This is a genomic window from Phycisphaerales bacterium AB-hyl4, assembly GCA_041821185.1.
GTDB lineage: Bacteria > Planctomycetota > Phycisphaerae > Phycisphaerales > Phycisphaeraceae > Natronomicrosphaera > Natronomicrosphaera hydrolytica.
In genome coordinates, this window is record JBGUBD010000006.1 from 157,326 (window position 1) to 180,686 (window position 23,361).

Sequence of the window (23,361 nt, forward strand, 5' to 3'; positions counted from 1 at the left end):
GCTTCTCGCCCGATGAACGACGAGCAGGCGGGATTCCGGTCACCAGATATCCTGTAGAGAGTTGTCCCATGAACGAACCGTCAATCCGTTGGCCTATTTTCCTACTCACCGTTGCCGGCCTCGCGCAGGCGGGCTTTGCGTCGCCTTTGCCCGAGCCTGTGCTGGAGTATCGTTTTGACGCCGAGCGTGCGGACGAAGTGCGCAGCAGCGGGCAATCGGATGCGCCGTTTAAGTTTCTTGATGCGGACGATCAGGTGGTTGAGTTGTTGTCGGATGATGGTGCGGGGGTGACGGGCTTGCCTGGCGATTGCGCGTTCGACAACATGGCTGCGACGGGGATGGGCGGCGTGAGCAATCGGCCGGAGGAGGGCGGACGCGGTGTTGTGGAACAGGCCGATGCGTTGCGTGACCTGCTTTCATTCACCTTGCAGGGGTGGTTCCGGACGTCGGCCGACGAGCCGTTGAATGCTTACGCGCGCCTGCTGAAATGGCGACAGACCGACCGTGGCTTTTCGCTGATTGCCAGCGACGAAGGCGCGTTGCGGATGCGTGTGAATGAGGTGACTTTCGATTCGGCGGGGCTTTATCGTGAGGCCGACGAGTGGGTTTTCTTTGCGGTAACGTATGACGGGACGCGCGGCGACGATCCGGTGCGGTTCTATCACGGCACGCGACATCGTGCGGTGGAGGCGGTCGATGTCGCCGGTCAGCCGCTGGAAGGGCCCATCGGCGTGGTGACGCAGCCGTTCACGGTGGGCAACAGCTACGCGGGCGATCGGCCGTTTCGCGGCTTGATGGACAATATTCGCGTCTTCGGCGATCGCGACGGCAACAGCGGCGCGCTTTCCGCCGAGCAACTGGAAACGCTTCGGCAGAAAGATACAGCCGCCGGCGCTTTGCAGGGTGAGCCTCGTTTTTTCAAGGCCACGACCGAGTCGATCCATATTCCTGATGATGAACTGGCGCTTTTCCAGGCCCATCTTTACGGCGAGATGACGGTTCGATTCAATGCACTGTCGCCCGGTGAATACAAGGTCGAGCTCGGCAACGCCGAGCTTCACAGCGAAGAAATGGTGCGGGCGTTCGACGTTCGAGCCAATGGCGAGCTTGTCATTGAGGGCCTGAACCTGAACGAGCAGTTCGGCTTCGCTCGGCCGGCGGTGGCGGACTTCGATGTTCAAGTGGGCGATGACGGCCAACTGCGTATCGAGCTGCTTGAGATTTCCGATCACAACCATCCGCGTCTGAGCTTTCTTCGTGTTTATGACGATGCGGGGCGGTTGGTTCGTGAGTTCACCGCGCTTGCTGAGATGCCTGATTCATGGGTGCCGTTAAGCCATGCCGGCGTGACGCCGCGATCGCTGGCCGAGCCTGAGGAGGCCGGTCCGCCCTGGCCGGGGACGTATCGCATTCGGCCGAACGAGCACGATCGCCTGACGGACGCCGACGTGGTGGGCCCGGATGGCCTGGTCTATCCGGACTGGCGATGGGCGGGGCTTGAAGACGGTATTCCCGACAAGCCCGTCACCCATCGGCTCAGCGACTTCGGCGGTGAACCGGGGGGCAACGTGACGGCTTCACTGCAACGTGCGATCGATCAACTCGCGGGCGAAGGCGGCGGCGTGCTGCTGCTCGAAGCCGGCGAGTACACGCTGGATCATCCCGTGTTCATCGGGGCGGACAACATTGTCCTTCGCGGGGCGGGGCCTGAGCAGACGCGTATACGGTTCCGCTATCACGCGCCAGCGGGCGAGAGCCGACTGTTCACCTCCGAGCCGGGCCTGCGCTATCGGCCGCACGATTCGGATCACAAGTTGCCCGCGAACGCGTTGATCAAAGCGTTGGTCTCGCAGCCGGGCCTCGTATCGCTTGAGTTGTTTGTTGACGATCAACAGATGCGCGTCATGGGTGATTACGCGCGGAGACGCGGCGACTCCTGGGTCCAGTTGCCGGTGGCGGCGATCAATTCGCGCTTCGGGGCCGGCGAATATGAGGTGCGGGTCGTTGCCCGGTATGAAGACGGGCAGCCGACGGTCGAGCAGACGCATCACGTTCGCACAAGCGAGGACGAGCCGGCGGGACATGTCTATATGGCCTCGTACAACGCTCAGCCCGCGGCGGTAGTCGTGCTCGGCCAAGGCATGACAGGCGACCAACTTGAGCTAGCGGAAGATGCAAAACGGGGTCAGACGCAGGTGACTCTCAAGGTCGAGCCGACGTTCGAGGCAGGCGATTACCTTCAAATCACCGCGCCGGCGACGGATCGGTGGAACAGGAAAGTACACAACACCGTTCCGCAACGCGGCGGAGTGTATCGTCAGAATCAGTATCGCGTGGTCGGTGTGGAAGGCCGAACGGTTTATCTCAACCAACCGCTACGAATCGCGTTCCCTACCGTGGACGGTTCGTATGTTCAGCAGATCAAGCCGGTGCGCAATGTCGGCGTTGAAGACCTTTCAATCGAGCAGACCTATGAAGTGTTCGTCAACGGCGTCAGCTTCGCTTACGCATGGGAATCGTGGGCACGGAATCTGGAGATTCACAAGGCGGGGCGACATCCCGTACACGTGATCGACAGCAAGCACATTGAAGTACGCGACGCAATGTTCGACGGGACGTGGTTCACCGGCGGCGGCGCTGCGGCGTACGTCGGCTTCGAGCGCAGCTATGACGGACTGATGGAAAATATCACGACACACGATATGCGCCACGCCCCCAACGTACAGTGGGCCGCGTCGGGCAACGTGATCCGCAAAAGTCACTTTCACGGCAGCGATGCACAATGGCACGCCGGCTGGACGAGTGAAAACCTGTACGAGCAGAACATCATCGAGTCGCGCACCGGTACCGGCGGCTACGGCTTCGGGCTGTTCGCCTCGGCCACGGCGACGCAGCACGGCCCGCAAGGCCCGCGGAACGTGGTGTATAACAACGACGTCAGCTCGCCTCGCACCGGCGTGTGGTTCGGCGGTATGAACGAAGCGTGGATGATCCTTCACAACCGTTTTGTGATTGAGCACGGGCAGGCCGTGAGCGGGAAAGACGGGAGCTTCGATCATGTGATCCAGGGCAATGTCTTCGCCATTCGCTCGCCGGTGGGCGCGCCGATCTGGCTGGCGACGCCGGACTGTGTCGGGTGGGAGGTGAAAGACAACGCGTTCTACGGCCTGACCGAGCCGTTGATCGGCGGCAGCGGTCAGGTCGACGCGGAGGGCAACACGGTTTACGCCGATTTCACCACGCCCGATCGGCCGCAACCGGAAGCGCCGTCGATCTTTGAATGGCAGCGCGAGCATCAGCCATTGGACCGTGACGCGTTCGGGAAGCGGGATTAGCTGCTTGCCGACGTTTGGGGTATGTCGCGTGCCGTGAAGCCGAGTGTTTCGCGGATGCGGCGCACGTCAAACACGCCTCGGCGTTCATTGCCCGGTTGTTCGTAATAAGACAGGTCAACATCGGGCCCGTACCAGGCGCGAAGCACCTCCGCCGTGGGTCGGTCGGCCCATGCGGTTTCAGCCGACGCATTCATCACGCGAACGCCGGGTTGCTCGGCAGCAGTCAGCGCCGCCTTGAATGCGTCCACCGCGTCACGCAGACTCATCCGCGCCAGTTTCGTCAGCGCCCAAGGCCCGGGCGGACCGCCGTGCTCGGTCGGCGGCGGCACGTCGTCTGGGCGGATCGCCGCCAGCCGAAGGTTGGTGACGTCAATCTGCGGGTTCTGTCGATGGTGATAGCGTGAGACTTCTTCCATGAGATACTTTGAGAAACCATAGCCGTCGCGGTCATCGCAGGGATGCTCGTCGGCAATAGGAAAGCTGCGCGGACGAAAGTCCGCCGACTGCAAGCCGACCACCGCGATCGAACTGGCAAAGACGAACCGTCGGCAACCCCAGTCGATCAGGTATCGCATCAGGCAGCGCGTGCCCTCGACATTGACGGCCATCGCGTCATGCTCACTGCAACCGCCGGTCACCGCGCCGAGGTGAACCACCGCTTCGATCTCATAGCGGTCCAGTTGCCGCAGGTCTTCAAAGCGGGCGAAGTCACCCTGCACCGAGGCGACATCGAGGTCGACCCCCCGTCGGCTCATGGCACAAGGGGCCCGATTGAACTGCGCCAACTGTGGCAAGTTGTTACGCACGCCTGTGGCCCCAAGTGCTTTGAGTGCAGGCAGAGCGCGGGTGGGAAGAGCAGTTGCTGACGGTTTCGGTCAGGCGGATCGGACGGAGCAGTAGCTGTGTACTGTGCCGGCGCGGAGTCGGTGTCTTATCCGTCTTGGTGTCTTAGAAAAGTGTCTTACGCCAGCAGATTTTCCACTGCTTCAACAAAACCGATTTTAGCCTCAAACCTATTAAAAACAAAGGTCTGCATGGCATCTCGAGCGACGGCGAACGCGTAAAAAGCTGACCCCGTTCGGCTCCACGTTCCACGCAGGCCGCACTTGAACTCAAGTGCGGCTTTTTTTATTGACTTACATAAACACATCACCGGTCGCTGCCAGCTTAGCCCCCGGATTTTTTACGATAGAAGCGGGGCGGCCCTTCTGGCCGAGCAGGCAGCCACAGCCGAGAGTATCGGGCAGGTCGAACTGGCGGCCTCGCCTTCGGGGCAGCAGCTCTACGTGGCCATGGAAGCCTACGTGGTCGAGCAGCAGGACGTCGGCACCGAGCATGCTCAACGGGAAGCGGCTCGGACCCGACGGCTGCAATGCGCCGTCGACGATCTGGATCTGGCTCAAGTGAACATGGACGTGCTGCGGCAGATCGTCCGGTATTGGACGCGTCGGCCTGCAAGCCGCCGGCCCGGAGCCAAGGGTCAGAAAATCGCCCTGCAGACCGTCGAGAGCCAGATCAAGACGTTGCGGCGATTCTGCCGTTGGCTGCACCGCAGTCCAGCCTGGGCGTGGCGGCTGATCCAGCACCATAATTCGGTCGATAGATGCATCAGCGATACCGCCCTCAAGACCTCGGCGAGCGGTGGTCCTGCCGCAGAACCAAGTGGGGAAACGATGACGCGAATTGGTAGACCCCAACACCGTTGGCACTACTTCGCTCCACTCACGCATTCCTGGTGCTCGGGGCGGCTTGGTGGTTTGGAAGCAGGTTGATCGGCAAGGTGTTCGCACAATCGACTCTCAAACGAAAAGGACAAGCTCGCATAGGTGCTTTGCAATTGGCGCATGCACTGGCCGAGCATGTCCATATCGTTGGCGGGCACGATCATCGCGGCCCCCAACTCCAGCAGCATCTGGCTGTGCTCCACCCCGAAGCTCACCGTGCCCCAGCGTCGACCGGTATCGGCGGCGGCCTCAGCGACGCGGGCCACCGCTTGGTCGACTTTCGCGTGACGCACCTGCCCCGGTACGCCGGTGAGAACGGAATAGTCGCCGGGGCCGAAAAACAGCAGGTCCACGCCGTCGACGGCGGCGATTGCTTCCGCGCGATCCACCGCCGCCGGGCTTTCAAGTTGAATGGCGATGAATGTCTGGGCGTTGGCCTGCTGGATGTAAAGCTCGATCGGCATCGAGCCGTAGGGCACATCCGGCCCGCCGCCGCCCAGGCCCCGCTCGCCCAAGGGGGCAAACTTGCTCCAGCGCACCACCTCTCTCGCCTCCACCTCATCGTCACAACGCGGGTACATGATGCCGTTGGCCCCGGCTTCCAGCAGTCGGCCGAGACGCATGAACTCGCCCTTGGCCGGCCGGGCCATGATGTCGCTGACACCGAGCCGGGCTGCCCGCATCAGGCCCTCGGCGGTCTGCACGCTGTGGGCGTGATGCTCCAGATCCATCCAGATCACATCGAAGCCCATCAGCGACACCAGTTCGTAGATGCTGGCGTCGGTCGAGTGCACCGCTACGCCCAGGCACGGCAGCCCTTGCGCCCACTTGTAAATGACCCGACTGCTTCGCATCGCTCTCACTCCATAACAACCGCTACACGCTAAACGACGCTCACGTTGCTGGGCCGCCCAGGGCGTACTGCCCTTTAAGCTGTGAATCTACCTTGGCATGCTCGGCACGAAAGACCATCAGCAGCCCGCAACGCGACTGGTCAGTGGTGTTGGGCGCGCTGTAGTGAATGCTCTGGCAATGGTGCATCAGCGCATCGCCCGGCTCCAGCGTCCCGACAAACGGATCGCTGTCGTCGTATGGCGCATCGAGCCCCATCGAGTTGCCCGCCACCCCCGAGGGTTTGTGCGGCAGCATCCCCAGCTTGTGCGAGCCACGCACGTACGACACCGGCCCATTGGCCAACGTCACCGGGTCCACCGCCACCCACACCGTCAACACGTCTGGCGGCGTACGGCAGAAGTAGGCGTTGTCCTGGTGCGCCGGTACGCCCGAACCGGTCTTCGCCGGTTTGTTGAATGTCTCAACCGCCATCAGCACCGGCTCGCCCTGCACCAGCTCGCGGACGAGTTCAAGCAGTTGCGCATCATCAGCCAAGTCGCTGAAAAACGCATCGTGCTGCTCCATCCGCCAGAGGTTGCGCACGCTCTGGCCGTCGGCTTCAAACGTCACATCCGACGCTGGCAGCGTGGGGGCGATCTGCTTGCTGTAGCGATCCAGCGCCTGGCGAATCCCGGCCATGCGATCAGCGTCAAACAGCTTTCGCACGCGGATGACACCTTCCGCTTGATACGTTTCGACGAGTTCCTGGCAATCCTGAGGCATGGTGCGTCCTTGTCAAATGTGGTGGAGCGATGCAATTACGAAGTTCATTATCCCGCTTTTAAAAACCATCGCTATTGTCATTTCCTGCGGTTTATTGTCAGATAGGGGCATGATCGGCTTCTTTGACCACGGTTGGGGTACGTTCACGCCCCGTCGGCCGATTCCCTCCTGCCGGTGGGATCGCTTCGATCTGCTGTGCGTCCATGGCGGGCAGTTGCAGTTGCGCTTCGAGGACCAGGGCACGCTTCGCCTTGCTGTCGGCGCGGGGGTATTGATCTATCCTTTTACGCGCTTCGCAGGCGAGCCGATCACCCCGCAATGCCGGGTGTCGGTGCAGCATTTTGCGATCGAGGATTCGGCCGAGGATTTGCCGGGCGTGCTGCAACGACTGGTGCATCGGCGCAGCGGGTACGAGCCGGTGCGGCTTCGTCCGCACGCCCAGGTGCGAGGCGACATCCATCGTGCCCTGACGCTCGCCTTTGAGCCACAGACGCAGGCGGTGCATGAGATGCGTGTGGCGTGGTTGACGCTGATCCTCAGCCAGTTGAAAACGGTCGAATCGCAGGCGCTGCCCGCCCAGCCGCAGGCGTGGGACGCGCTGGATGCCTGGCTACGTCAGCACGTCACCGAGCCGATCACCGTCGAAGCGATGGCCCGCCAGATGGACCTGAGCCCCGGGCATTTCAGCCACCGCTTCCGCGCGGTGTTCGGCGTCTCGCCCGGCCGACATGTGCAACGCTTGCGCCTGCAGGAGGCCCAGCGCCTCTTGCGCGAAACGGCGTGGCCGATCAAAACGATCGCTCACAAGTTGCACTACAGCGATCTGGCCAACTTCTATCGCGCCTTTGGCAAAGCGGTCGGTGTGACGCCGGCACGCTATCGGCAACGATTCATCTTGCGAGGATGAGTTGGAGTTTTCTCTACACCAATAACCTTTCTGGCCTTTATGGAGGACACTTCAGGGCAGCAACCACGATTCGGTGAAACGGTTTACATAGATGCTGTGCGGTGAGTACAGGCTCATGTCATCGTTGCTGTAGCCATAATAGGCACAGATGATCGCGCCATCCGAGACTTGCGTTGCAACGGGATAGCCCAAATCATAATGGCCGGGGCAAAACGTTCGCAGCGTACGCAGAGTTGACATATCCCAACTCTTGCCATCGTCACGACTCAATACAGCCCGAATGCTGTACGGTTCACGACGATGGCCGTACACCATCAGAATGTTGCCGCTCTGAAGACGCAGCAAATGCGGAGGGTGGCCCCAGATGGGCAGTTGCTCCGGCTTTGACCATTGCCTCCCGCCATCTGACGATCTGGACTGGTACAGAAAATACCCGTAGCCCCTGCTGGCATCTTCCGGCCGTTGCTCGGCAGGCGTATCACCCCAATCCGTCCGGAGCACCGCCAGGAGTTCACCGTTCGCCACGGGCAGGATCGCGGTTTCGGAGAAGGTGAAGAGGTTGTTGTTCTGAATACCCGACAGGTATCGCCAGGTCACCCCCTGGTCCTGGCTGGTCAGGAACATCACGGTGCCGCTCTGTCCCGGCGGTTTCGCCTTGTCGCGAAGCATGTAACATGCCGCGACGATGTCACCGCTCGGCAGCCTCGTCATGCCGAAGGGTAAAGCGTGGTCGTAAGGCCCAAGATCGTCAATCGGATGCTGCTGGGATGGATCGGCGTTTTTCACATGATAGGGTCGCGTCCCTATTCGACCGTGCTCGATGATCGCCTTCATCGGTCGGTCTTGGGAAAACGTCAGTGAGACCGTACCACCGTCAGTCCGTGGAGCGCTTCCATAGCTGATGTCGAGTACTTTTCCCAACGCCGGGCAGGTCTTGTGCGCGGACCATGTCCTGCCGTCGTCACGCGACTCGAGATAACGGAGCTGGCATACGGGCTGATGGTGCGGATGCAGGTCTTTTTCCTTGAGACCTTCAAGCAACTGCATCTGGAATACGATTACCAGAGACTGATCCGTCCGCACCAGTTGGGGGAAGCTCGCATACTCACCGGGAGCTTCATAGGCGACGATACATTCTGTTGGCGCGAGATCGACTTGATGGTCTGTAACCATATCCGAACGACTCCTTGACCCGTGGAGGTCTAGATGGCCGGCATGACGTTACCGCTGCAAACAGGTGGCCGGCTCCCACGTGTGAGACCAGTGTTATGGCCGGGTACGTGCTGGAGGATTATTCCACTGTTTTCCCAGGCACAATCAGAATGCGATCCAAATAGCCAAAGCCACCTGTGGCTTCGGTTGGCTCGAATTTAAATCGCATTTCTGCCCACACATCGACTTTCTGATGATCGCGACGCTGCATGCCAGGCAGATCTGCTGAAGTCTGAAGGAACCAATCGATGGGAAGTGCGAGGAATAGTACGGAGCTATCTGAAAGTGTTAAGTCTTTTGCGATTCGATAGAAACCTGAATTTGTCGAATCAACGTCGCGAGCACGAAAAGGTTCGCCTCTCTCAGTAACGTTTTGGAGCGGCATTTTTGAAACGTCCCAGAGCCCTGCAGTCAACAATGAAGTGTCATCTTGAATGCTCGCAGGAAGTGGCCAACGCATCGTCACTCCCATGACGGCTTGATCATCCTCAATCAACGTGGCACCGCCGCCATAGCTTTGCAACAAGGTAGGGGCAAGCTCACGAACTTCACCACCGGCCAAGTCGAACCTATCCGGGCATGGCCAATCTGTACGCAAGGCGGCGACAAGATCAATCTGATTCACTCTTTGAGTAATCTGCGTTTGCACAGGTGCGGTGTCTGGCGCTCTGGCGGCGAAGATATCACGAACCGTCTGCTTCATGCGCTCGGCCACAACATGGCGATCAATCGGCCAAGCGGATGCTTCATGACCTTTCGCTTGCCATTCGCGGATGATGAACGGATGACGAAGCAGGGTCGCCCAATCCAGCGATAATCTCGCATGGCGTACACGTTTTAAAAGCTCGGGAGAATCACTGACTGCGGCCTCGGCCTGGTCGAAACGCTTTTGCGCATCCAAGATGAATGTGGAATTCAGGTAATGATACGTCGGGCCATGGAATCTGGTTAGCCAGGTATATCCCATTGTGTGACGTTGACTCGCGTTATGTAGCGATTGGCGGTATTCGAGGATGTACTGGCCGGCAGGGCCGTAGTAACCGTCCGTATAAACCGCCATAAGTGCTTGGGCATCACGCGACGGGTCCTCCATCAGTTTGGCCATCAACCAGAATTTGAAATCCCCCATGTCACCCGTAAGTGTCGCCTGGGGGGCTTCAAACTGAACCATGATCCCTTCAGCGCCCACCTCTTGAAAAGTGCGATAGTTCTCCGCGTAGGTAAATTCGATAGGCAGTGGCAGCTCAAACCCAGTCGCAAATGTGTACCCATACAACCACAGGCGTAGATGATCGGTCCGTTGTGACCAGGCTCGCAGCTTTTCGTAGGATAGACGATTGATCGGATGCGTGATTGAATGACTAATGCGGGTGTGGGTGTCTGCTAATGTGACGACAACATTGGGCGCCGCGTTCATCGACCGCGGCGGCGTTTCGGTGTCCATGTACGCCAACGTTTCGATCCGGACGTCGGGATATTCGGCGGCGATCTTCGTGCCGATCGTGTTCACGAAGTCCAGCAGCACCGCCGACTCGGCGCCCTGTTCCTGTCGTAGCTTCACCGCCGCCGGCGAGGTCGACTGCGTGACGTATTTGTCGGCTTTTGAGACGTGATACAGCAACGGCGGCCGGGCTCCCGCCTCCTCGGCGCGCCGCCGATCCGTGGCGATCAGATCGCGTAGCTGGTCCGCCACGAACTGGCGCAACCCCGGGTTCATCAGTTCGGCGACGCCTGGGTCGGGCGTGCCATCGGCTCGCTGCGAGAAGAACTCTGGCCGATCCTGCGGCGTCGCCCGGCTGAACAGCAGGTGGTTAAGCGTGTGCGCCACCCAGGGACGGGGATAGGCAATCAATCCGCCATCAACCCCATAGCGCGACTCAATGGGAACCGGGCCCATGCTGTTGAGTCGGTTCCGCGTCACAAACGCGCCGCCGTCGGTGAGGGCAAACGGGCTGGTCGCAGACATCACCGAGTTGATCGCGCGATAGCTGAAAGCCGGCTCTCCTTGGCGGTCGATTTCCTCGATTTCGATCCGCTCACGGGCAACCAGATGCTTTTCCCATGGCGTCCACCACCGTACACCCAAGTCATCCTCGAGCAGGTGATACACCGCGTACAGCACGCCGCGCGGCCCGCCGCCAGTGAGGACGAGGTCGGGCCCGACGGTCCTGATTCGCCACGCTTCCTCGTTGAGTCCTTCCAGCAGGCCTTTTTCTGTCGCCAGCCGGGTCGAACCAACGTGGATGCCCGGCTCCTCCGCAGGGTGGGCTGCTTCGGGAACGACCGGGAATTCGACGCCGACCATCCCACCCAAGTGCGAGGCCAGTTCGTTCGCTGCGGTCAACTCTGCCTCCGACGCATCGTCGGCAACGATGATCGGTCTCGCTCCGATCGCCGGGTCGTACAGCACGTGCTGCCCGCAGACCTTCGGCGTCAGGGCGGAAAGCGACACGGCTACAACGGCCAGAGCGAGTAGCGGATGAAAAAAGGCAGGCATCAATGGGCGTCTCCTGTGCATAGACCGCGACGCCACTGCCCCGGGAGGCATTGGATCGCGACAGAAACCGAACATGGCCGCAAGGCCAGCAATAGTCGTGCGATTCATACCATGCCCCTTCAAGTAAGAGCGGGCTAGTGAGTGAGCACAGGCCCAAGGTCAGGCGTTCGGACACGCTGAGCCAGAGCCTGAAACATGACGGGATGTCGCGGCTGAATATCCTGCGGCAAGGCATTAGATCGAGACTGCGTTCGCTTGTGTTGCGACTCCTGACCCGTCGAGGCGTCAACGTCCGCCGCGACCGGGTCGGGCGACACCTTGATGACTGGCGTGTGATCCAGATCGTCCTGGATCATCCGAATCAGGGCGTCTACCGCCTGGAACGCGAATGTCCGTGGGCTGAAGGTGATTCGCGGAGGTTCGATCGGGTAGCCGTCATATCGTGCCCCCTGGGTTCCGAGCGCGACGACACGTAAGTCCTTGGGCACCTTCACCCCATGCTCGAGCATTGCCAGCATCACGCCGTACATGACCACGTCATCCGCAACGACAAGCCCGTCGGGCTTGTCAGGCTGGGCCCAGATACTGGTGAACGCCTCATAGCCCACCCGCACGGGGTCGCGCAATAATGCGGTGCGAGCCCACGCGTCTTCCGTCCTTGCCTCGGGATGATTGTGCAGCGCGTGACGGAAGCCCGAGTAGTCTGCAGCGCGAGAGGCTTGGCCGTCGCGGCCTCCGATGAAAGCGAGGCGTCGGGCCCCTTGCTGGATGAGTCGCTCTGCTGCGGCTTCGCCAAAGCCGAACTGGTCGATCACGATCGAGTCGCGGCCGAGGTCGGCACAGATCGCCAGCATCTTGATGTCGCTCACAGCACGAAGTCCACTGGCTTCGAGGGCTGCAGAGACGCTGGGAATGGGTAGGTAGATCAAGCCCCGATACTTCAAGGACCACGCGTCAGCGAGCAGTCGCTCCAGGTTGTGGTCGGGCTCGTCGTCCGAACCGAGGACGCTGTACCGCCGGATGGACCACCCGCGTGCCTTGGCCGCCTGCTGGATCCAGGCGAATAGCAATGGGAACCAAGCCTGGTCATGCGACGCCATCGACATGCCCCAGACCAGCGCGATCGACTTGCGGCCCCGGAGCACGGCAGGCGCAACGTATGTCCCACTGCCCTGGCGGCGTTCAATTAAACCGGCCGCGGCCATGCGAGCCATGGCTTGCCGAACTGTCATCAGGCTCACACCAGCGCGTGCAGCAATCTCCGATGCAATGGGCAGCGGGGAGGGGTGCTCCATATCCAGCCGCTCAAGCACGAGCTTTCGGATGAGCGAGGCGGTGGAATCTTGAAGGGAGTCTGCCATGGCAATAGAGTACACTCTTTTTGCGAGAAAATCTACAATTTAGGAAACTTTAGCCTGATTCATACTGGTTTCAAGAATTATTTGGCAGGCAGAAGGCGAAATGCTTGCCATAATCGCCATAGAGTGTACACTATAGCGATGGCAGTGCGAGAGGTTGCCAAGGTAGCAGGTGTTTCGCACGCCATGGTGGCGCGAGTGGTCAATGATCCGGGCTTGTTTCGCCGAAAGCGACCCGGGTCGTCTTGTCGGCCCATCGTCATGAGCACCCGCCGCTCCTGCATCACGGTTGGCGAAGCGGCGGTGCATGGCACCGCACGAACGACAATACTGGCCGGCTTTCATGAAGGCGGCACGCTCGGGCCGGTGTACGACTAATCGAAAATTGAGCTGTTACCTGTGTAACGGCAAATCGGTGTATCGACTTTCAATCTCATTTCAGGAGGATGTCTGATGAATTGCAAGACAGTAACAGGAATGGCAATGGCGATGGTTCTCACCGCAGGGCAGGCGACGGCGTTTGGTGCGGTCATCCACGAACACATCGGTGACGAGAATCCGGTGAATGAAGGTTTCACGATGTCGTCCACCGGTGGCGTGGCGGCGGGAGAAGCCGTGGCAGTGACCGTGGACGGCGTGGATGCTTGGCGGATCCGGAAAACGTCGACGACTGCCGGCACCAGGACATACAACGCACCCTTGACCGAGGAGCAACGATCCGAGGCGTTCGCCGAGGGCTTCATCATCCGCGCCAATGTGCGCGTACACGGGAACAACAACAACCTCACCGGATCGCCGACGGTCGATTTCATCGCCACAACCGGACAGCGGTATGCGATCAGTTTTGGAAACAATACGGCTGACAACAACAAGGTCATCGTCAGTGTGAACGGCACCAACTACGACACCGGGTTGAGTGATGCTGTTTTCGCGCTGTACGAGTTGAAGTACAACCCCGTTACGGAGGATGCCAATCTCTACATCAACGGCGACTTGGCCCTTTCCGACCTGGCGCCTACTACCCTTATGGGGTTCAACCGTTTTCACTTCGGGCTGAACTCCAGCGGGGCGGCGGGGGCGGGCGACTTCAACCTGGTGCAGTTTGAAATTATCCCGGAGCCGGCATCCATCGCGCTGCTCGGCTTGGGCAGCCTGCTTCTCATGCGTCGCAAGAGGCTTGCCTAACCGGCACGGGCTACGTCCTGATAAAATTACGCCGTCTGCGCGCGACAGCGTGCAGACGGCTTTTCAAGCAACCTGCAAGACAGCATGGACTAAGGAGTACAGCCATGAAACGTCCTTTATACGCGTTTACGCTCATCGAGCTATTGGTCGTGATTTCCATCATTGCGATTTTGATTGCGATGTTGCTTCCCGCTCTGTCGCAGGCTCGCTTGGTTGCGCAGAAAATCCAGTGTGCCTCGACGCTAAGGCAGATGGGCATCGCATCGATTAATTACGGTGTCGACAGCAGAGACATGATTCCGCATTACGCGAGGCTCGCCGATACCCCACGTCCGGCCACCTCCCTCTACTGGAACAACCGCGCCTTTATGTGGGGCGCCCCAGCTCCCAGTGGTGAGCCAGGCAGGCGTTTACTGAACGATTACGCCACCGACATCGCGGCACAGTGTCCGTTGGACAGGGGATGGGGCCCTGGTGCAGCAGGAGTAGTTCCCCCGGGATGGATCGGCAGACCGTTTTACTCAAATAATGTTTACGGCTCGAGCTATCTCTTCAATGTAGGTTTTTTGGACCAGGTCCACGGAACCAGTTCTGAACTGATCGGCCCCGGCGGGACCGAGGTGCTTTGGCGCAAACGGTTCAGCGATATCTTACGCCCATCGCGACTGGTGATGGCAGGTGACTTCACGGTGTCTTACATTGATAGTCAGCTCGCCCCTACCATGGCTCCGCATACCGAGTATACGCAGATGCATCACGCCAGCGATCATGAACTGAACAGCGTCTTCGTCGATGGGCACGCCACGACCATCCAGTTACGAGGAGACCAGTCAGAGCTTGTTCGTGGTGACAATTACGAGGTGGTGCTACCCGATTATCCGCAGTGAAACACGCTGTCTGCTGCACGAGCCGTATTTCGTTGTTCCGAGGTAGGTCGGCACGATGAGATACGGCGATGCAGGGGCGGGGTTGTCACTATTACGCCAATTTGTAGTTGCGCAACGCTCCTCGTCAAGCATACGAGCCGTTGTAAATATGTCTTCGACTTTGTAACGGATGATAAGGACTATAATCAAGGATGCCTCGTTATCCGCAAAGTAATCTCGCCGCCTGCATGATCCCGTGGACGACCGACTTTCAACTCGACAGTCACAACTTTGATCGCCACATCTCATCGGTGATCGATTCAGGTTATCAATGCCTTTACGTGATGGGGACGGCTGGTGAAGGATATGCGCTCGGTGATCGCCAGTTTCAGGAGGTCGTGGAGGTGTTCGCCGACAAGACCGTGGGGCGTGACCTGGCTCCGCAGGTCGGCGTGATCAGCCTCTCGATGCAGACGGTGATTGACCGCATCGCGTGGTGTCACGGCCGCGGCATCCACATGTTCCAAATCTCTTTGCCCAGTTGGGGGGCGCTGGACGATAAGGAAATCATGCTCTTTTTCCAGACGGTGTGCGGTGAATTCCCTGACTGCCAGTTTCTGCATTACAACCTACTTCGCGCCAGGCGCATCTTGACAGGCAAGGACTACCGCCGGATTGCTGACGTCGTACCGAACCTCGTGGCTACCAAAAACAGCACGTCCGACTACGCCCGAACTGCCGATCTGCTTGAGCACGCGCCCGATCTTCAGCACTTTCTACTGGAATCCAATTTTGCTTTAGGATGCACGCGTGGCGAGTGCTCACTGCTTTGCAGCTTAGGTGTACTCTGCCCTGAACTGGCAATGCGATTTTTTCATGCGGGCGTCGAGCGCGACCTGCCACAATTGTTTCGTATTACCGAGGTCTTTCGCCGTCTGGGTAAACGTATGTTTACTCATTGTAGTCGCAAAATGATCGATGGCGCCTTCGACAAGGCGTTAGTTCACCTGCGAAACCCAGCGTTCCCCACACGCCTGCTCCCTCCGTATCTGAGTATGAACGAAGAGGAACTCCAAGGCTGTCGTGAAGCATATCAAGACTGGCGGACTTCAGTGGATGCGAGTGTACAATGCTGATTCTAAGGCTCGGAAGATCACGACCACTGCCTCTCCCGCTCACGGGCACGGCCAATCCCTCGCAGGTGCTGTTTTAATGTCTGACAACGACCAAAGTAACAACACCTTTGGCGCATCAAATTGCTCCGTCTTCCTCATCAGCCACACGCACTGGGACCGTGAGTGGTACCTCAGTCAACGGCAATTCCAGTTTCTGCTGGGCGATACGCTGGACGCGGTGCTGGACCTGCTGGATACCGACGCGGCGTTTGGCTGTTTCGTGGCGGATGGGCAGACGTCGCTGCTGCAGGATTACCTGGCGATTCGGCCGCAGCGCCGCGACCAGCTCGATCGGCTGGTGCTGGCGGGGCGGCTGGCGGTCGGGCCCTGGTACACGATGCCCGACCTCTGGCTCCCCTCAGGTGAGGCGCTGATTCGCAACCTGCTGCGCGGGCGAGTCGACTGCGAACAGTTGGGCGTGTCGCCGCAGCAGGTCGGCTACGTGCCGGACAGCTTCGGGCACATCGAGCAGATGCCGCAGATCCTCAACGGCTTTGGCATCGACAGCTATTTCTTTTCGCGCGGCAAGGCCGAGTCGCTGGCGGACGATGGGCCCTTGACGTTCCGCTGGCTTGGACCGGACGGCCAAAGCGAACTGCTCGCCTCGCGTCTGCCGGGCGGCTATCACAATGCGATGTTGCTGCCGCCGGTGTCGCAGCGCGACGCGCTGCTGGCGCGGGTGGATCAGGCGGTGGGCGAATGCCAGCGGGCGTCGGGGCCGGCGGGATTGGCGCTGCTGTTTAACGGCATCGACCACATCTGGGTGCAGCGTGATCTGCCGGCGATCCTCCAAACGCTAACCGACGCTCGGCCGAACTGGACGTTTCACCACGGGACGTTGGCCGACTACCAGGCTCGGCTGCGAGAAGCAGTGGAAGGCGACGCGTTGCCGGTGTGGCAAGGTTGTCTGCGCGACCCACAGCTCAAAGGCGTGCACCTGCATGGCACGTGGTCAAGTCGCATCGACAACAAGATCGAAAACAGCCACGCGGGCTGGCTGCTTGAAGCGCTGGCCGAGCCGTTGGCGAGCCTGGGTTGGGCGCTGGGGCATGCGGATCGTCGGCCGGTGCTTCGCCTGGCATGGGAGCAGATGCTCCAGAACCACGCGCACGATTCGATCTGCGGCTGCAGCGACGACCGGGTGCATGAAGACGTGAACCAGCGGTTCCGTCATGCGCAGGAACTGGCGGAAATGCTTGTCGCCGACTCGGGTCGCACGCTCGCAGCGCGCATGGTGGATGGTCCGTCGCCGTCTGTCGTCCGGGCGGTGGGTCTGGCGGGCGCCGGCGGTGGTGTGGAGGTGATGCTGAACCTGCTCGAGCCGAGCGATTCGCTGGTGCTGGTCGATGAGACGGGCACGGCCTGGCCGACGCAGTTGCTGTCACGGCGCGTGCTTCGCCGGCAGGACGCGGTGATGAAGCCCGCTGCCAACGACATGGATTCGCAGACGCACACCTTTCATGAGCATCGCGTGTTCGCCAAGCTGCCTGACGCCTCGCCGCTGGAAGTGCGGGCGTTTGACGTACAGACCCGGGCATCGCCTGCGGTCGCGGAGCCGGTGGTGGCGCAGCAGGCGAGTCTGAGCAACGGTCGACTGACGGTCGAAGCGCAGGCCGACGGCACGTTGACGGTGACGCATCACCCGACCGGCCGACGCTATGCCGGGCTGCTGGCGCTGCTGGACGACGGCGACGCCGGTGGCGGTTACATGTTCCAGCCCGTTGCCGATGCGGACGATCCGCGTCGTTCGGCCGATGCGGTTCACGCCGAGGTGGCAGTGCTCGAACACGGCCCGCTACGGGGCAAGCTGCGGATCACCTACGGCTGGCCGTTGCCCGCGGGCCTGGCGCCGAACCGCGAGGCACGCCAGCGTGAAACCCGCCTTTGCCCGGTGGTGCTGGAGGTGACCCTGGAAGCGGCCAGCGAGCGGTTGGACGTCAATCTGATGTTCGACAATGCGGTGCAGGATCATCGCGTGCGCGTGGCGGTGCCGCTGCCGTTTGCCGTGGAAGCGGTGGATGTGGAGCGAGCATTTGTGGTGGCCCGCGAGGATCTTGGGCGATTCGAAGCCGAGCCGGGGCAGGACACGCATCCGATGCGGCACTGGGTAGATGCTGCGGATGACGCTGGCGGCGTGGCGTTCATCGGCCACGGGTTGCATGAATATGGCGTGGCGTCGAATGCAAAAAACGCTACTACGTTGTGCGTGACACTGCTGCGGGCGGTGCCGTATGTGTTTTATTGTGGCAGTTGGCAGACGCCGGCAGCCCAATTGCCCGGCAAGCTGGAGTATGACTTTGCTATGCAGTTTCACACGGGCGATTGGCAGGCAGCACGCTTGCCGCAACAAGCGACGCAGTGGTTGAGCCCGCAGTTTGTGGAGACAGTACCCCTGACGCCCGCTCCGCCCTGGGCCGAACGCCCGCATGCATCGGTGGCCCTTGAGGAGCAAGTGGATGACGCTTGGCACCCCACACCATCACACCGCTCGGCATGGCGAAGTCACTTCGGCGAGCGCGATGGTTGGCGGCGGGACGAACCGCTGGCGCAACCACATAAGCCCCTGCCGCAGCGACTTCAACCCCTGATCGTGGAAGCAGGCGACGTGATGCTGAGCACACTTAAGCCTGCCGAGCGCGACGAAGAGCAGGGGTTGATCCTCCGTGTATTCAGTTGCAGTCCCCAGCCGCAGCAGGTGGTGTTGAAAGTAAACCTGCCCATCGCCGGTGTCCATGCCTGCGATCTCGCGGAGCAGCTGCTGGAAGCCGTGCCCGTGAAAGACCATCGTCTGAATCTGACACTTCGGCCGTTTGAGATCCAAACGATTCATTTATCCTGCAAAGCCTGATGGCATGCCATGTCCAGCAGGGCACGTCACGTTCCGCTTCCCTTAAACGACCAACTCAAGAAACACCAACCCGCCGCAAGCCCCAACCATGCTTAAACGAAGCGAAATGAAGAAACTTCAGCAGCAGGCCCGTGACATGCTTCGCCAACAGGACATTGTGCTGACCGAACACGAGCGTGAGCAAATCGAGGTCGCTGAGTTCGGACTCAACGAGGCGCAGAAGAAAGCGCCCCGTTCAAAAATTCCGACACCGGCAAGTAGAAGGCTGGCAGCCAGATGCAGGGGCACCTATGAGCGGATGATTGACGACATGGACTTCAACGCCGGCCGCGTGCTCAGCGGCGAGCAGACGCTCGATGCGGCTGCAGCCGAGTTACAGCAGTTGGTGATCGACGTGGCTTCGGGCACGCCAAGCAAGCCTGAAGCACTGGGCCACCGGGAATACTTTGTCATGTACAAGCACCAGGACACGCCCCCGCTGTCGGTGGGCTGCCGGGTGTGATTGCAGGAAACGTTTTATGACCGCATCAGCATTCGAATTGAACGGCGAGGTCGCCCTCATCAGCGGCGGCGGCACGGGCCTGGGCCTGGGCATGGCCCGATGCATGGTCGACGCAGGGGCAAAAGTCGTTCTGCTGGGTCGACGGGAAGCGCCGCTGAAAGAAGCGGTGGAGTCACTGGGCGAAGCGGCGCACTATCGTGTGCAGGACGTGCGCGACGAGTCGGCCTTGCCCGGTATGCTCGCCTCGGTGCAGGAGCAGGTGGGCCCGGTCTCGATCGTGATCAACAACGCGGGCGTCCACCTGAAAAAGCCGGCGACCGAAACGAGCCTCGAATCATTTCAGCAGGTAATCGAGACGCACGTGCTCGGCGGCTTCGCTCTTACGCAGGCCGCCTTGCCCGGCATGCTCGAACGGGGCACGGGCAGCATCCTCTTCATCGCCTCGATGGCCTCGCTGATCGGCATCCCGCAGGTGGTGGCCTACTCGGCGGCGAAGAGCGCGTATTTGGGCATGGTCCGATCGCTGGCAGCCGAGCTGTCGCCCGAGGGCATTCGCGTCAACGCCATCGCTCCGGGCTGGATCGAGTCGCCCATGCTGCGTCAGGCGCTGAATGGCGATGAAGCGCGCAGCAACAAGATCCTCGGCCGTACGCCCCTGGCTCGCTTCGGTGAGCCGGACGACATCGGGAACGCGGCTGTCTACCTCAGTTCGCCTGCCGCCCGGTTCGTCACCGGCGTGGTGCTGCCGGTCGACGGCGGGGCGAGCATCGGCTTTTGACACGACGATTTCCAAGACCCCATGCAGTCACGCTATAGGAGGAGAACACCATGCCGTTTCGCATCACCCTGACCAGCCTGTTGACCCTGCTCGCCTGCGCCACGCTGGCTATCGCCCAGCCGATCCCTGGTGATGGCCTGCGCATCGACGCGATTTCCGACGACTTCGAAGACCCTGCCTGGTCGTTCAACCACGATACTGCCACCTCGGCCAACGGCCTGTGGCGCGGCTCGTTCCGTGGGGCACCGGATGTGGTGGAACCCATCGCCTCACCGGCCGGCGGGTTGTCCGGTCAGAGCCAGTCGCTGCTGCTGCGGTCGCAGGACTTCGGCAAGGACGCCACGCCCGGCCAGGATGACTTCGTCAGCCAGAGCTACACGAACCGGGGCGTGACCGCGCCCACCCGGGCTGACCTGCCCAGCGTGATCGCCCGCGTATACCTGCCGGAGGTTGAAGAACTGAACACCGAGTGGGGCGTGTTCGGGATGCGCCTGGAAGCGGTGTCGAACGATCGCGTCGGTGGCGCCGATGCCCTGGGGCGGTACTACCCGAGCATCTGGATCAACTACTGGCCGCAGGGCGAGTCGAATCATCCGACGCGCAGCCAGCCGTACCTGAGCTTCCGCCTGGGTGACGGTTATGCCATCGACGTGGCGGGCCCGTACCTCGCCGGCGGCGGCTGGTACACGTTCGGCCTCGCCTTCGACGAAGCGGGCATCGCCCACTACTACGCCAGCGGCGGCGTGGATCCGCTGACCGAAGCGGACCGGGTGTTCAACTCGACGCAGTTCGCCACGAATCACACCAGCGGCGTGAACCCGGGGATGGACAGCGTGAACTATCACTTTTTCAGCATGGGCTATCCGGAGACCCATGACTGGTCGATGGCCTTTCTGATCGACGACGTGTCGGTGTACATGATCCCCGAGCCGGGCTCGGCCTTGCTGGTGCTCGGCACGCTGGCGGGGATGATGATGCGGCGGCGGCGGGCTCGATGAACCGGATCACGCTGAGATGTATGTCGCGGAATGGAATGCTCACCGTTCGATTGAATAGCCGGTAGTGGTGGATTCGATGCAAGGAATCTACGACGTGCTGCAGCATCCATTGTCCGGGCAGATGATGGCTTCCTCGTTCGGTCGACGCATGAAACGGTCGGATGACCGAAGCTCATCCTTTTGGCAACAGGCTCATCACCGCGTCGCTGGGGCGGGCGATGACGTGGGCGGCGATGAGCTTGCCGAGGCTTTCGACCTTTGCCGAGCCGGCATCGATGGCGGCCTTGACCGCGGCGACGTCGCCCTGGATGACGATGGTGACGTAGCCGCCGCCGAGTTTCTCCTTAGCGACCACCTGCACGTCGGCGGCCTTGCAGGCGGTGTCGATGGCCTCGAAAACGGCGGTGAAGCCTTGCGTTTCAATGAAACCCAATGCGGGGATGGAGGCGTTGGTCATGGCGGGTGAGATCTCCTGGGGTAGCAGGACCACGTCCTGCGCGATAAGCGGGTTGAATTCCGGCAGGCTCCAGATCGCAGGCCAAGCCGTTTCGGGCAGGCCGTCGAGCACACGAGCGAGGACGCGGGTGTGCATGATCGCCGCCTGGGCGTGCGCGGCGTCGATGGCGGCGTCGAGGCTGGCGCGGTCGCCCACGAGTTTGATGACCAGGCCCAGCAGGTCGTTCAGTTCAGCTTGAAGCAGGCGGACGTGGGCCGCCTTTTGCGCGGCGTCCAGCACGGCGACCGCGGCGGTGAAGCCGGCGACCTCCAGCACCGCCATGGTGCGCGGGCAGGGCGGTGGTTCGGAGACGGCTGGGGGTGGGAGCGGGGCGTTAGAGGACATGGCTTATATCACGCCTCGGCGGCGCATCTCCGCCAGTACCGCCTGGGTGACCTCCTGCACGCGGTCGCGGGGTTGCACGATCGGCTCGGGCCGGGCGGAGCGCATCGGGCAGCCCTCGACCGGGGCGTCGACCACGCCGAAGTCGGCCAGAATGCAGCGTAGCAGTTCGGCAAGTTTGTCGCGATCCAGTCGCTCATCGGCTGGCGATGCCGATGGGCTCGATCAAGCAGCACGGCCATTACCTGCCGATCACCTCCGGCTGCTGCACCTTCCGCGAGGGGCTCGATGTCCATGCCTTGACCGTGCGCGAAGACCCGCAGGGCGCGAACCTGCCTGTGGATGGTGCGCCGATCGCCGTGGTGGTCAACGGCAGCCTGACATTGGACGAAGGCACGAACGAGTTCTGCAGTTGCTATGGCGGCACCCGCATTGATCGCGACAAGCACAAGGAATGTTTTGAAGAGAGCGACGAGGATGTCTACGCCTGGAACGAGTCGGCGGGCAACACCGGCCCATGCACCTACTGCGAATGCCACGACTTCGCCTACGGCACACGCAAGAGCGACACCCTCACCATCAGCTATGCCCAGCAATTTGCGAACGAGCATGAGATTGAAACGGTGGTCGATCGGCCCGAAGCGATGATCGGGCAGGTTGACGCCGTGATTCTGCACGGCTGCAACTGGGACCGCCACGTGGCCAGCGCTCGACCCTTCGTGGAAGCTGGCGTGCCCGTGCTGGTGGACAAGCCGGTGGCAGGCAACGAGCGTGACCTGCGACAATTCGAACGCTGGGTCGAAAACGGCGCTTGCATCACCGGCGGCTCGTCCTTGCGCTTCTGTGATGAGGTTCGGCAATGGCGTGCACAACCGCTGGATGTTCGGGGCGAGGCGAATACGGTGATTTGTGGCTGCGGGGTCGATGAATTCAACTACGGCATTCACGCCTACGCGTTGTTGCACGCAGTGCTCGGTGGCGGAGCGACGCGCGTACGCCACATCAGCCAGGGCCCGCAGCGCCGCATACAGGTGGAGTACCCTGATGGCCGATGCGGCATACTGGTGATCGGTCAAGCAAAAACCTGGTTGCCGTTCTACGCCACCATTACGACCGACCGCAGTATTCAGCAGATCGTGGTCGACAACAGCCGGATCTATCGCTCACTACTGGAAGCGACCTTGCCGTACCTTGTGGGCCAGACAAAAACCCCGCCACTGCCGTCGAACGAATGGCTGGACCCGGAACGCTGGGCGCTGGCAGCGCGGGAGTCATGGCTGAACGACAACCGGTGGGTCGATATCAACGCGTTATCTTCCGATGCGGCGGGATATGACGGCAGCGCCTTTGCACAACAATATCGTTCGTCCCGAACCTGATCACCTGATCCGAATACGATGCGGTGCGTCATAAATGTTAGGTATCGATCTGAAATAGGCCAGGGTGGATTCAATTCCGAAGCGCAACAGGCGGGGTAAAACAAAGGGCATCGACGGTGGCGGTAGATTGGAGTTGTCACAC

At 61.0% G+C, this 23,361-nt stretch carries 18 protein-coding genes; 10 read left to right on the forward strand and 8 right to left on the reverse strand.

Annotated elements, in window-relative coordinates; all coding sequences use genetic code 11:
• Nucleotides 1-68 precede the first annotated feature (68 nt).
• Nucleotides 69-3,335 (forward strand): LamG-like jellyroll fold domain-containing protein, encoded by a 3,267-nt coding sequence (locus ACERK3_11170; GenBank protein MFA9478854.1) that lies wholly within the window; start codon nt 69-71, stop codon nt 3,333-3,335.
• Here ACERK3_11170 and ACERK3_11175 read toward each other — a convergent pair.
• From ACERK3_11175 to ACERK3_11190, 4 genes are all read right to left on the reverse strand, one after another.
• On the reverse strand, nt 3,332-4,090 hold the full coding sequence (locus ACERK3_11175; GenBank protein ID MFA9478855.1) for an NAD-dependent epimerase/dehydratase family protein: 759 nt from the start codon (nt 4,088-4,090) through the stop codon (nt 3,332-3,334). The two genes, ACERK3_11170 and ACERK3_11175, sit on opposite strands and share 4 nt — an antisense overlap.
• Before the next feature lie 381 nt (nt 4,091-4,471).
• Nucleotides 4,472-4,924, reverse strand: a complete 453-nt coding sequence (locus tag ACERK3_11180) for a hypothetical protein (protein ID MFA9478856.1) — start codon at nt 4,922-4,924, stop codon at nt 4,472-4,474.
• A gap of 119 nt (nt 4,925-5,043) precedes the next feature.
• Nucleotides 5,044-5,913 (reverse strand): HpcH/HpaI aldolase/citrate lyase family protein, encoded by an 870-nt coding sequence (locus ACERK3_11185; protein ID MFA9478857.1) that lies wholly within the window; start codon nt 5,911-5,913, stop codon nt 5,044-5,046.
• A 40-nt stretch (nt 5,914-5,953) separates the two neighbouring features.
• On the reverse strand, nt 5,954-6,676 hold the full coding sequence (locus ACERK3_11190) for a phytanoyl-CoA dioxygenase family protein (protein MFA9478858.1): 723 nt from the start codon (nt 6,674-6,676) through the stop codon (nt 5,954-5,956).
• A gap of 109 nt (nt 6,677-6,785) precedes the next feature.
• On the opposite strand from ACERK3_11190, the gene ACERK3_11195 reads away from it, so the two are divergent.
• Nucleotides 6,786-7,583 carry a helix-turn-helix domain-containing protein gene (locus ACERK3_11195; protein MFA9478859.1) on the forward strand — a complete coding sequence of 266 codons (798 nt, stop codon included), beginning with the start codon at nt 6,786-6,788 and terminating at the stop codon, nt 7,581-7,583.
• 51 nt (nt 7,584-7,634) lie between these two features.
• On the opposite strand, the gene ACERK3_11200 is transcribed toward ACERK3_11195, so the two are convergent.
• The 3 genes from ACERK3_11200 to ACERK3_11210 all read right to left on the reverse strand — a co-directional run bounded on the left by ACERK3_11200 (nt 7,635) and on the right by ACERK3_11210 (nt 12,653).
• Nucleotides 7,635-8,756, reverse strand: a complete 1,122-nt coding sequence (locus ACERK3_11200; GenBank protein MFA9478860.1) for a sialidase family protein — start codon at nt 8,754-8,756, stop codon at nt 7,635-7,637.
• Nucleotides 8,757-8,874: 118 nt separating this feature from the next.
• Nucleotides 8,875-11,292: a DUF4838 domain-containing protein gene (locus tag ACERK3_11205; GenBank protein ID MFA9478861.1), complete on the reverse strand. Its 2,418-nt coding sequence runs from the start codon at nt 11,290-11,292 to the stop codon at nt 8,875-8,877.
• A 134-nt stretch (nt 11,293-11,426) separates the two neighbouring features.
• Nucleotides 11,427-12,653, reverse strand: coding sequence for a substrate-binding domain-containing protein (locus ACERK3_11210; protein MFA9478862.1), 1,227 nt, complete (start codon nt 12,651-12,653; stop codon nt 11,427-11,429).
• Nucleotides 12,654-13,103: 450 nt separating this feature from the next.
• On the opposite strand from ACERK3_11210, the gene ACERK3_11215 reads away from it, so the two are divergent.
• From ACERK3_11215 to ACERK3_11245, 7 genes are all read left to right on the forward strand, one after another.
• A complete protein-coding gene (locus ACERK3_11215) occupies nt 13,104-13,835 on the forward strand; it encodes a PEP-CTERM sorting domain-containing protein (GenBank protein ID MFA9478863.1) in 732 nt (243 codons plus the stop codon).
• 104 nt (nt 13,836-13,939) lie between these two features.
• Nucleotides 13,940-14,722, forward strand: a complete 783-nt coding sequence (locus tag ACERK3_11220; protein MFA9478864.1) for a type II secretion system protein — start codon at nt 13,940-13,942, stop codon at nt 14,720-14,722.
• A gap of 191 nt (nt 14,723-14,913) precedes the next feature.
• Nucleotides 14,914-15,837, forward strand: a complete 924-nt coding sequence (locus tag ACERK3_11225; protein ID MFA9478865.1) for a dihydrodipicolinate synthase family protein — start codon at nt 14,914-14,916, stop codon at nt 15,835-15,837.
• A 76-nt stretch (nt 15,838-15,913) separates the two neighbouring features.
• The gene (locus ACERK3_11230; GenBank protein MFA9478866.1) at nt 15,914-18,724 is read left to right on the forward strand and encodes a glycosyl hydrolase-related protein; all 2,811 of its coding nucleotides are present in this window, start codon (nt 15,914-15,916) and stop codon (nt 18,722-18,724) included.
• Between the two features lie 136 nt (nt 18,725-18,860).
• Nucleotides 18,861-19,226, forward strand: a complete 366-nt coding sequence (locus ACERK3_11235) for a hypothetical protein (GenBank protein ID MFA9478867.1) — start codon at nt 18,861-18,863, stop codon at nt 19,224-19,226.
• Nucleotides 19,227-19,242: 16 nt separating this feature from the next.
• The gene (locus ACERK3_11240) at nt 19,243-20,004 is read left to right on the forward strand and encodes an SDR family NAD(P)-dependent oxidoreductase (GenBank protein ID MFA9478868.1); all 762 of its coding nucleotides are present in this window, start codon (nt 19,243-19,245) and stop codon (nt 20,002-20,004) included.
• A 50-nt stretch (nt 20,005-20,054) separates the two neighbouring features.
• Nucleotides 20,055-21,002 (forward strand): PEP-CTERM sorting domain-containing protein, encoded by a 948-nt coding sequence (locus ACERK3_11245; protein ID MFA9478869.1) that lies wholly within the window; start codon nt 20,055-20,057, stop codon nt 21,000-21,002.
• 172 nt (nt 21,003-21,174) lie between these two features.
• Here ACERK3_11245 and ACERK3_11250 read toward each other — a convergent pair whose 3' ends face one another.
• Nucleotides 21,175-21,843 (reverse strand): BMC domain-containing protein, encoded by a 669-nt coding sequence (locus tag ACERK3_11250; protein MFA9478870.1) that lies wholly within the window; start codon nt 21,841-21,843, stop codon nt 21,175-21,177.
• 212 nt (nt 21,844-22,055) lie between these two features.
• On the opposite strand from ACERK3_11250, the gene ACERK3_11255 reads away from it, so the two are divergent.
• Nucleotides 22,056-23,219 (forward strand): Gfo/Idh/MocA family oxidoreductase, encoded by a 1,164-nt coding sequence (locus ACERK3_11255; GenBank protein ID MFA9478871.1) that lies wholly within the window; start codon nt 22,056-22,058, stop codon nt 23,217-23,219.
• Nucleotides 23,220-23,361: the final 142 nt, after the last annotated feature.

Bases quoted from the DNA above. Each gene is read 5' to 3' on its own strand.
- ACERK3_11185 (MFA9478857.1), bottom strand. From the start codon at position 5,913: ATGCGAAGCAGTCGGGTCATTTACAAGTGGGCGCAAGGGCTGCCGTGC.
- ACERK3_11180 (MFA9478856.1), bottom strand. From the start codon at position 4,924: ATGGTGCTGGATCAGCCGCCACGCCCAGGCTGGACTGCGGTGCAGCCA.
- ACERK3_11175 (MFA9478855.1), bottom strand. From the start codon at position 4,090: ATGAGCCGACGGGGGGTCGACCTCGATGTCGCCTCGGTGCAGGGTGAC.
- ACERK3_11230 (MFA9478866.1), top strand. From the start codon at position 15,914: ATGTCTGACAACGACCAAAGTAACAACACCTTTGGCGCATCAAATTGC.
- ACERK3_11240 (MFA9478868.1), top strand. From the start codon at position 19,243: ATGACCGCATCAGCATTCGAATTGAACGGCGAGGTCGCCCTCATCAGC.
- ACERK3_11225 (MFA9478865.1), top strand. From the start codon at position 14,914: ATGCCTCGTTATCCGCAAAGTAATCTCGCCGCCTGCATGATCCCGTGG.
- ACERK3_11215 (MFA9478863.1), top strand. From the start codon at position 13,104: ATGAATTGCAAGACAGTAACAGGAATGGCAATGGCGATGGTTCTCACC.
- ACERK3_11190 (MFA9478858.1), bottom strand. From the start codon at position 6,676: ATGCCTCAGGATTGCCAGGAACTCGTCGAAACGTATCAAGCGGAAGGT.
- ACERK3_11195 (MFA9478859.1), top strand. From the start codon at position 6,786: ATGATCGGCTTCTTTGACCACGGTTGGGGTACGTTCACGCCCCGTCGG.
- ACERK3_11255 (MFA9478871.1), top strand. From the start codon at position 22,056: ATGGGCTCGATCAAGCAGCACGGCCATTACCTGCCGATCACCTCCGGC.
- ACERK3_11200 (MFA9478860.1), bottom strand. From the start codon at position 8,756: ATGGTTACAGACCATCAAGTCGATCTCGCGCCAACAGAATGTATCGTC.
- ACERK3_11170 (MFA9478854.1), top strand. From the start codon at position 69: ATGAACGAACCGTCAATCCGTTGGCCTATTTTCCTACTCACCGTTGCC.
- ACERK3_11235 (MFA9478867.1), top strand. From the start codon at position 18,861: ATGCTTCGCCAACAGGACATTGTGCTGACCGAACACGAGCGTGAGCAA.
- ACERK3_11220 (MFA9478864.1), top strand. From the start codon at position 13,940: ATGAAACGTCCTTTATACGCGTTTACGCTCATCGAGCTATTGGTCGTG.
- ACERK3_11250 (MFA9478870.1), bottom strand. From the start codon at position 21,843: ATGTCCTCTAACGCCCCGCTCCCACCCCCAGCCGTCTCCGAACCACCG.
- ACERK3_11245 (MFA9478869.1), top strand. From the start codon at position 20,055: ATGCCGTTTCGCATCACCCTGACCAGCCTGTTGACCCTGCTCGCCTGC.
- ACERK3_11210 (MFA9478862.1), bottom strand. From the start codon at position 12,653: ATGGCAGACTCCCTTCAAGATTCCACCGCCTCGCTCATCCGAAAGCTC.
- ACERK3_11205 (MFA9478861.1), bottom strand. From the start codon at position 11,292: ATGCCTGCCTTTTTTCATCCGCTACTCGCTCTGGCCGTTGTAGCCGTG.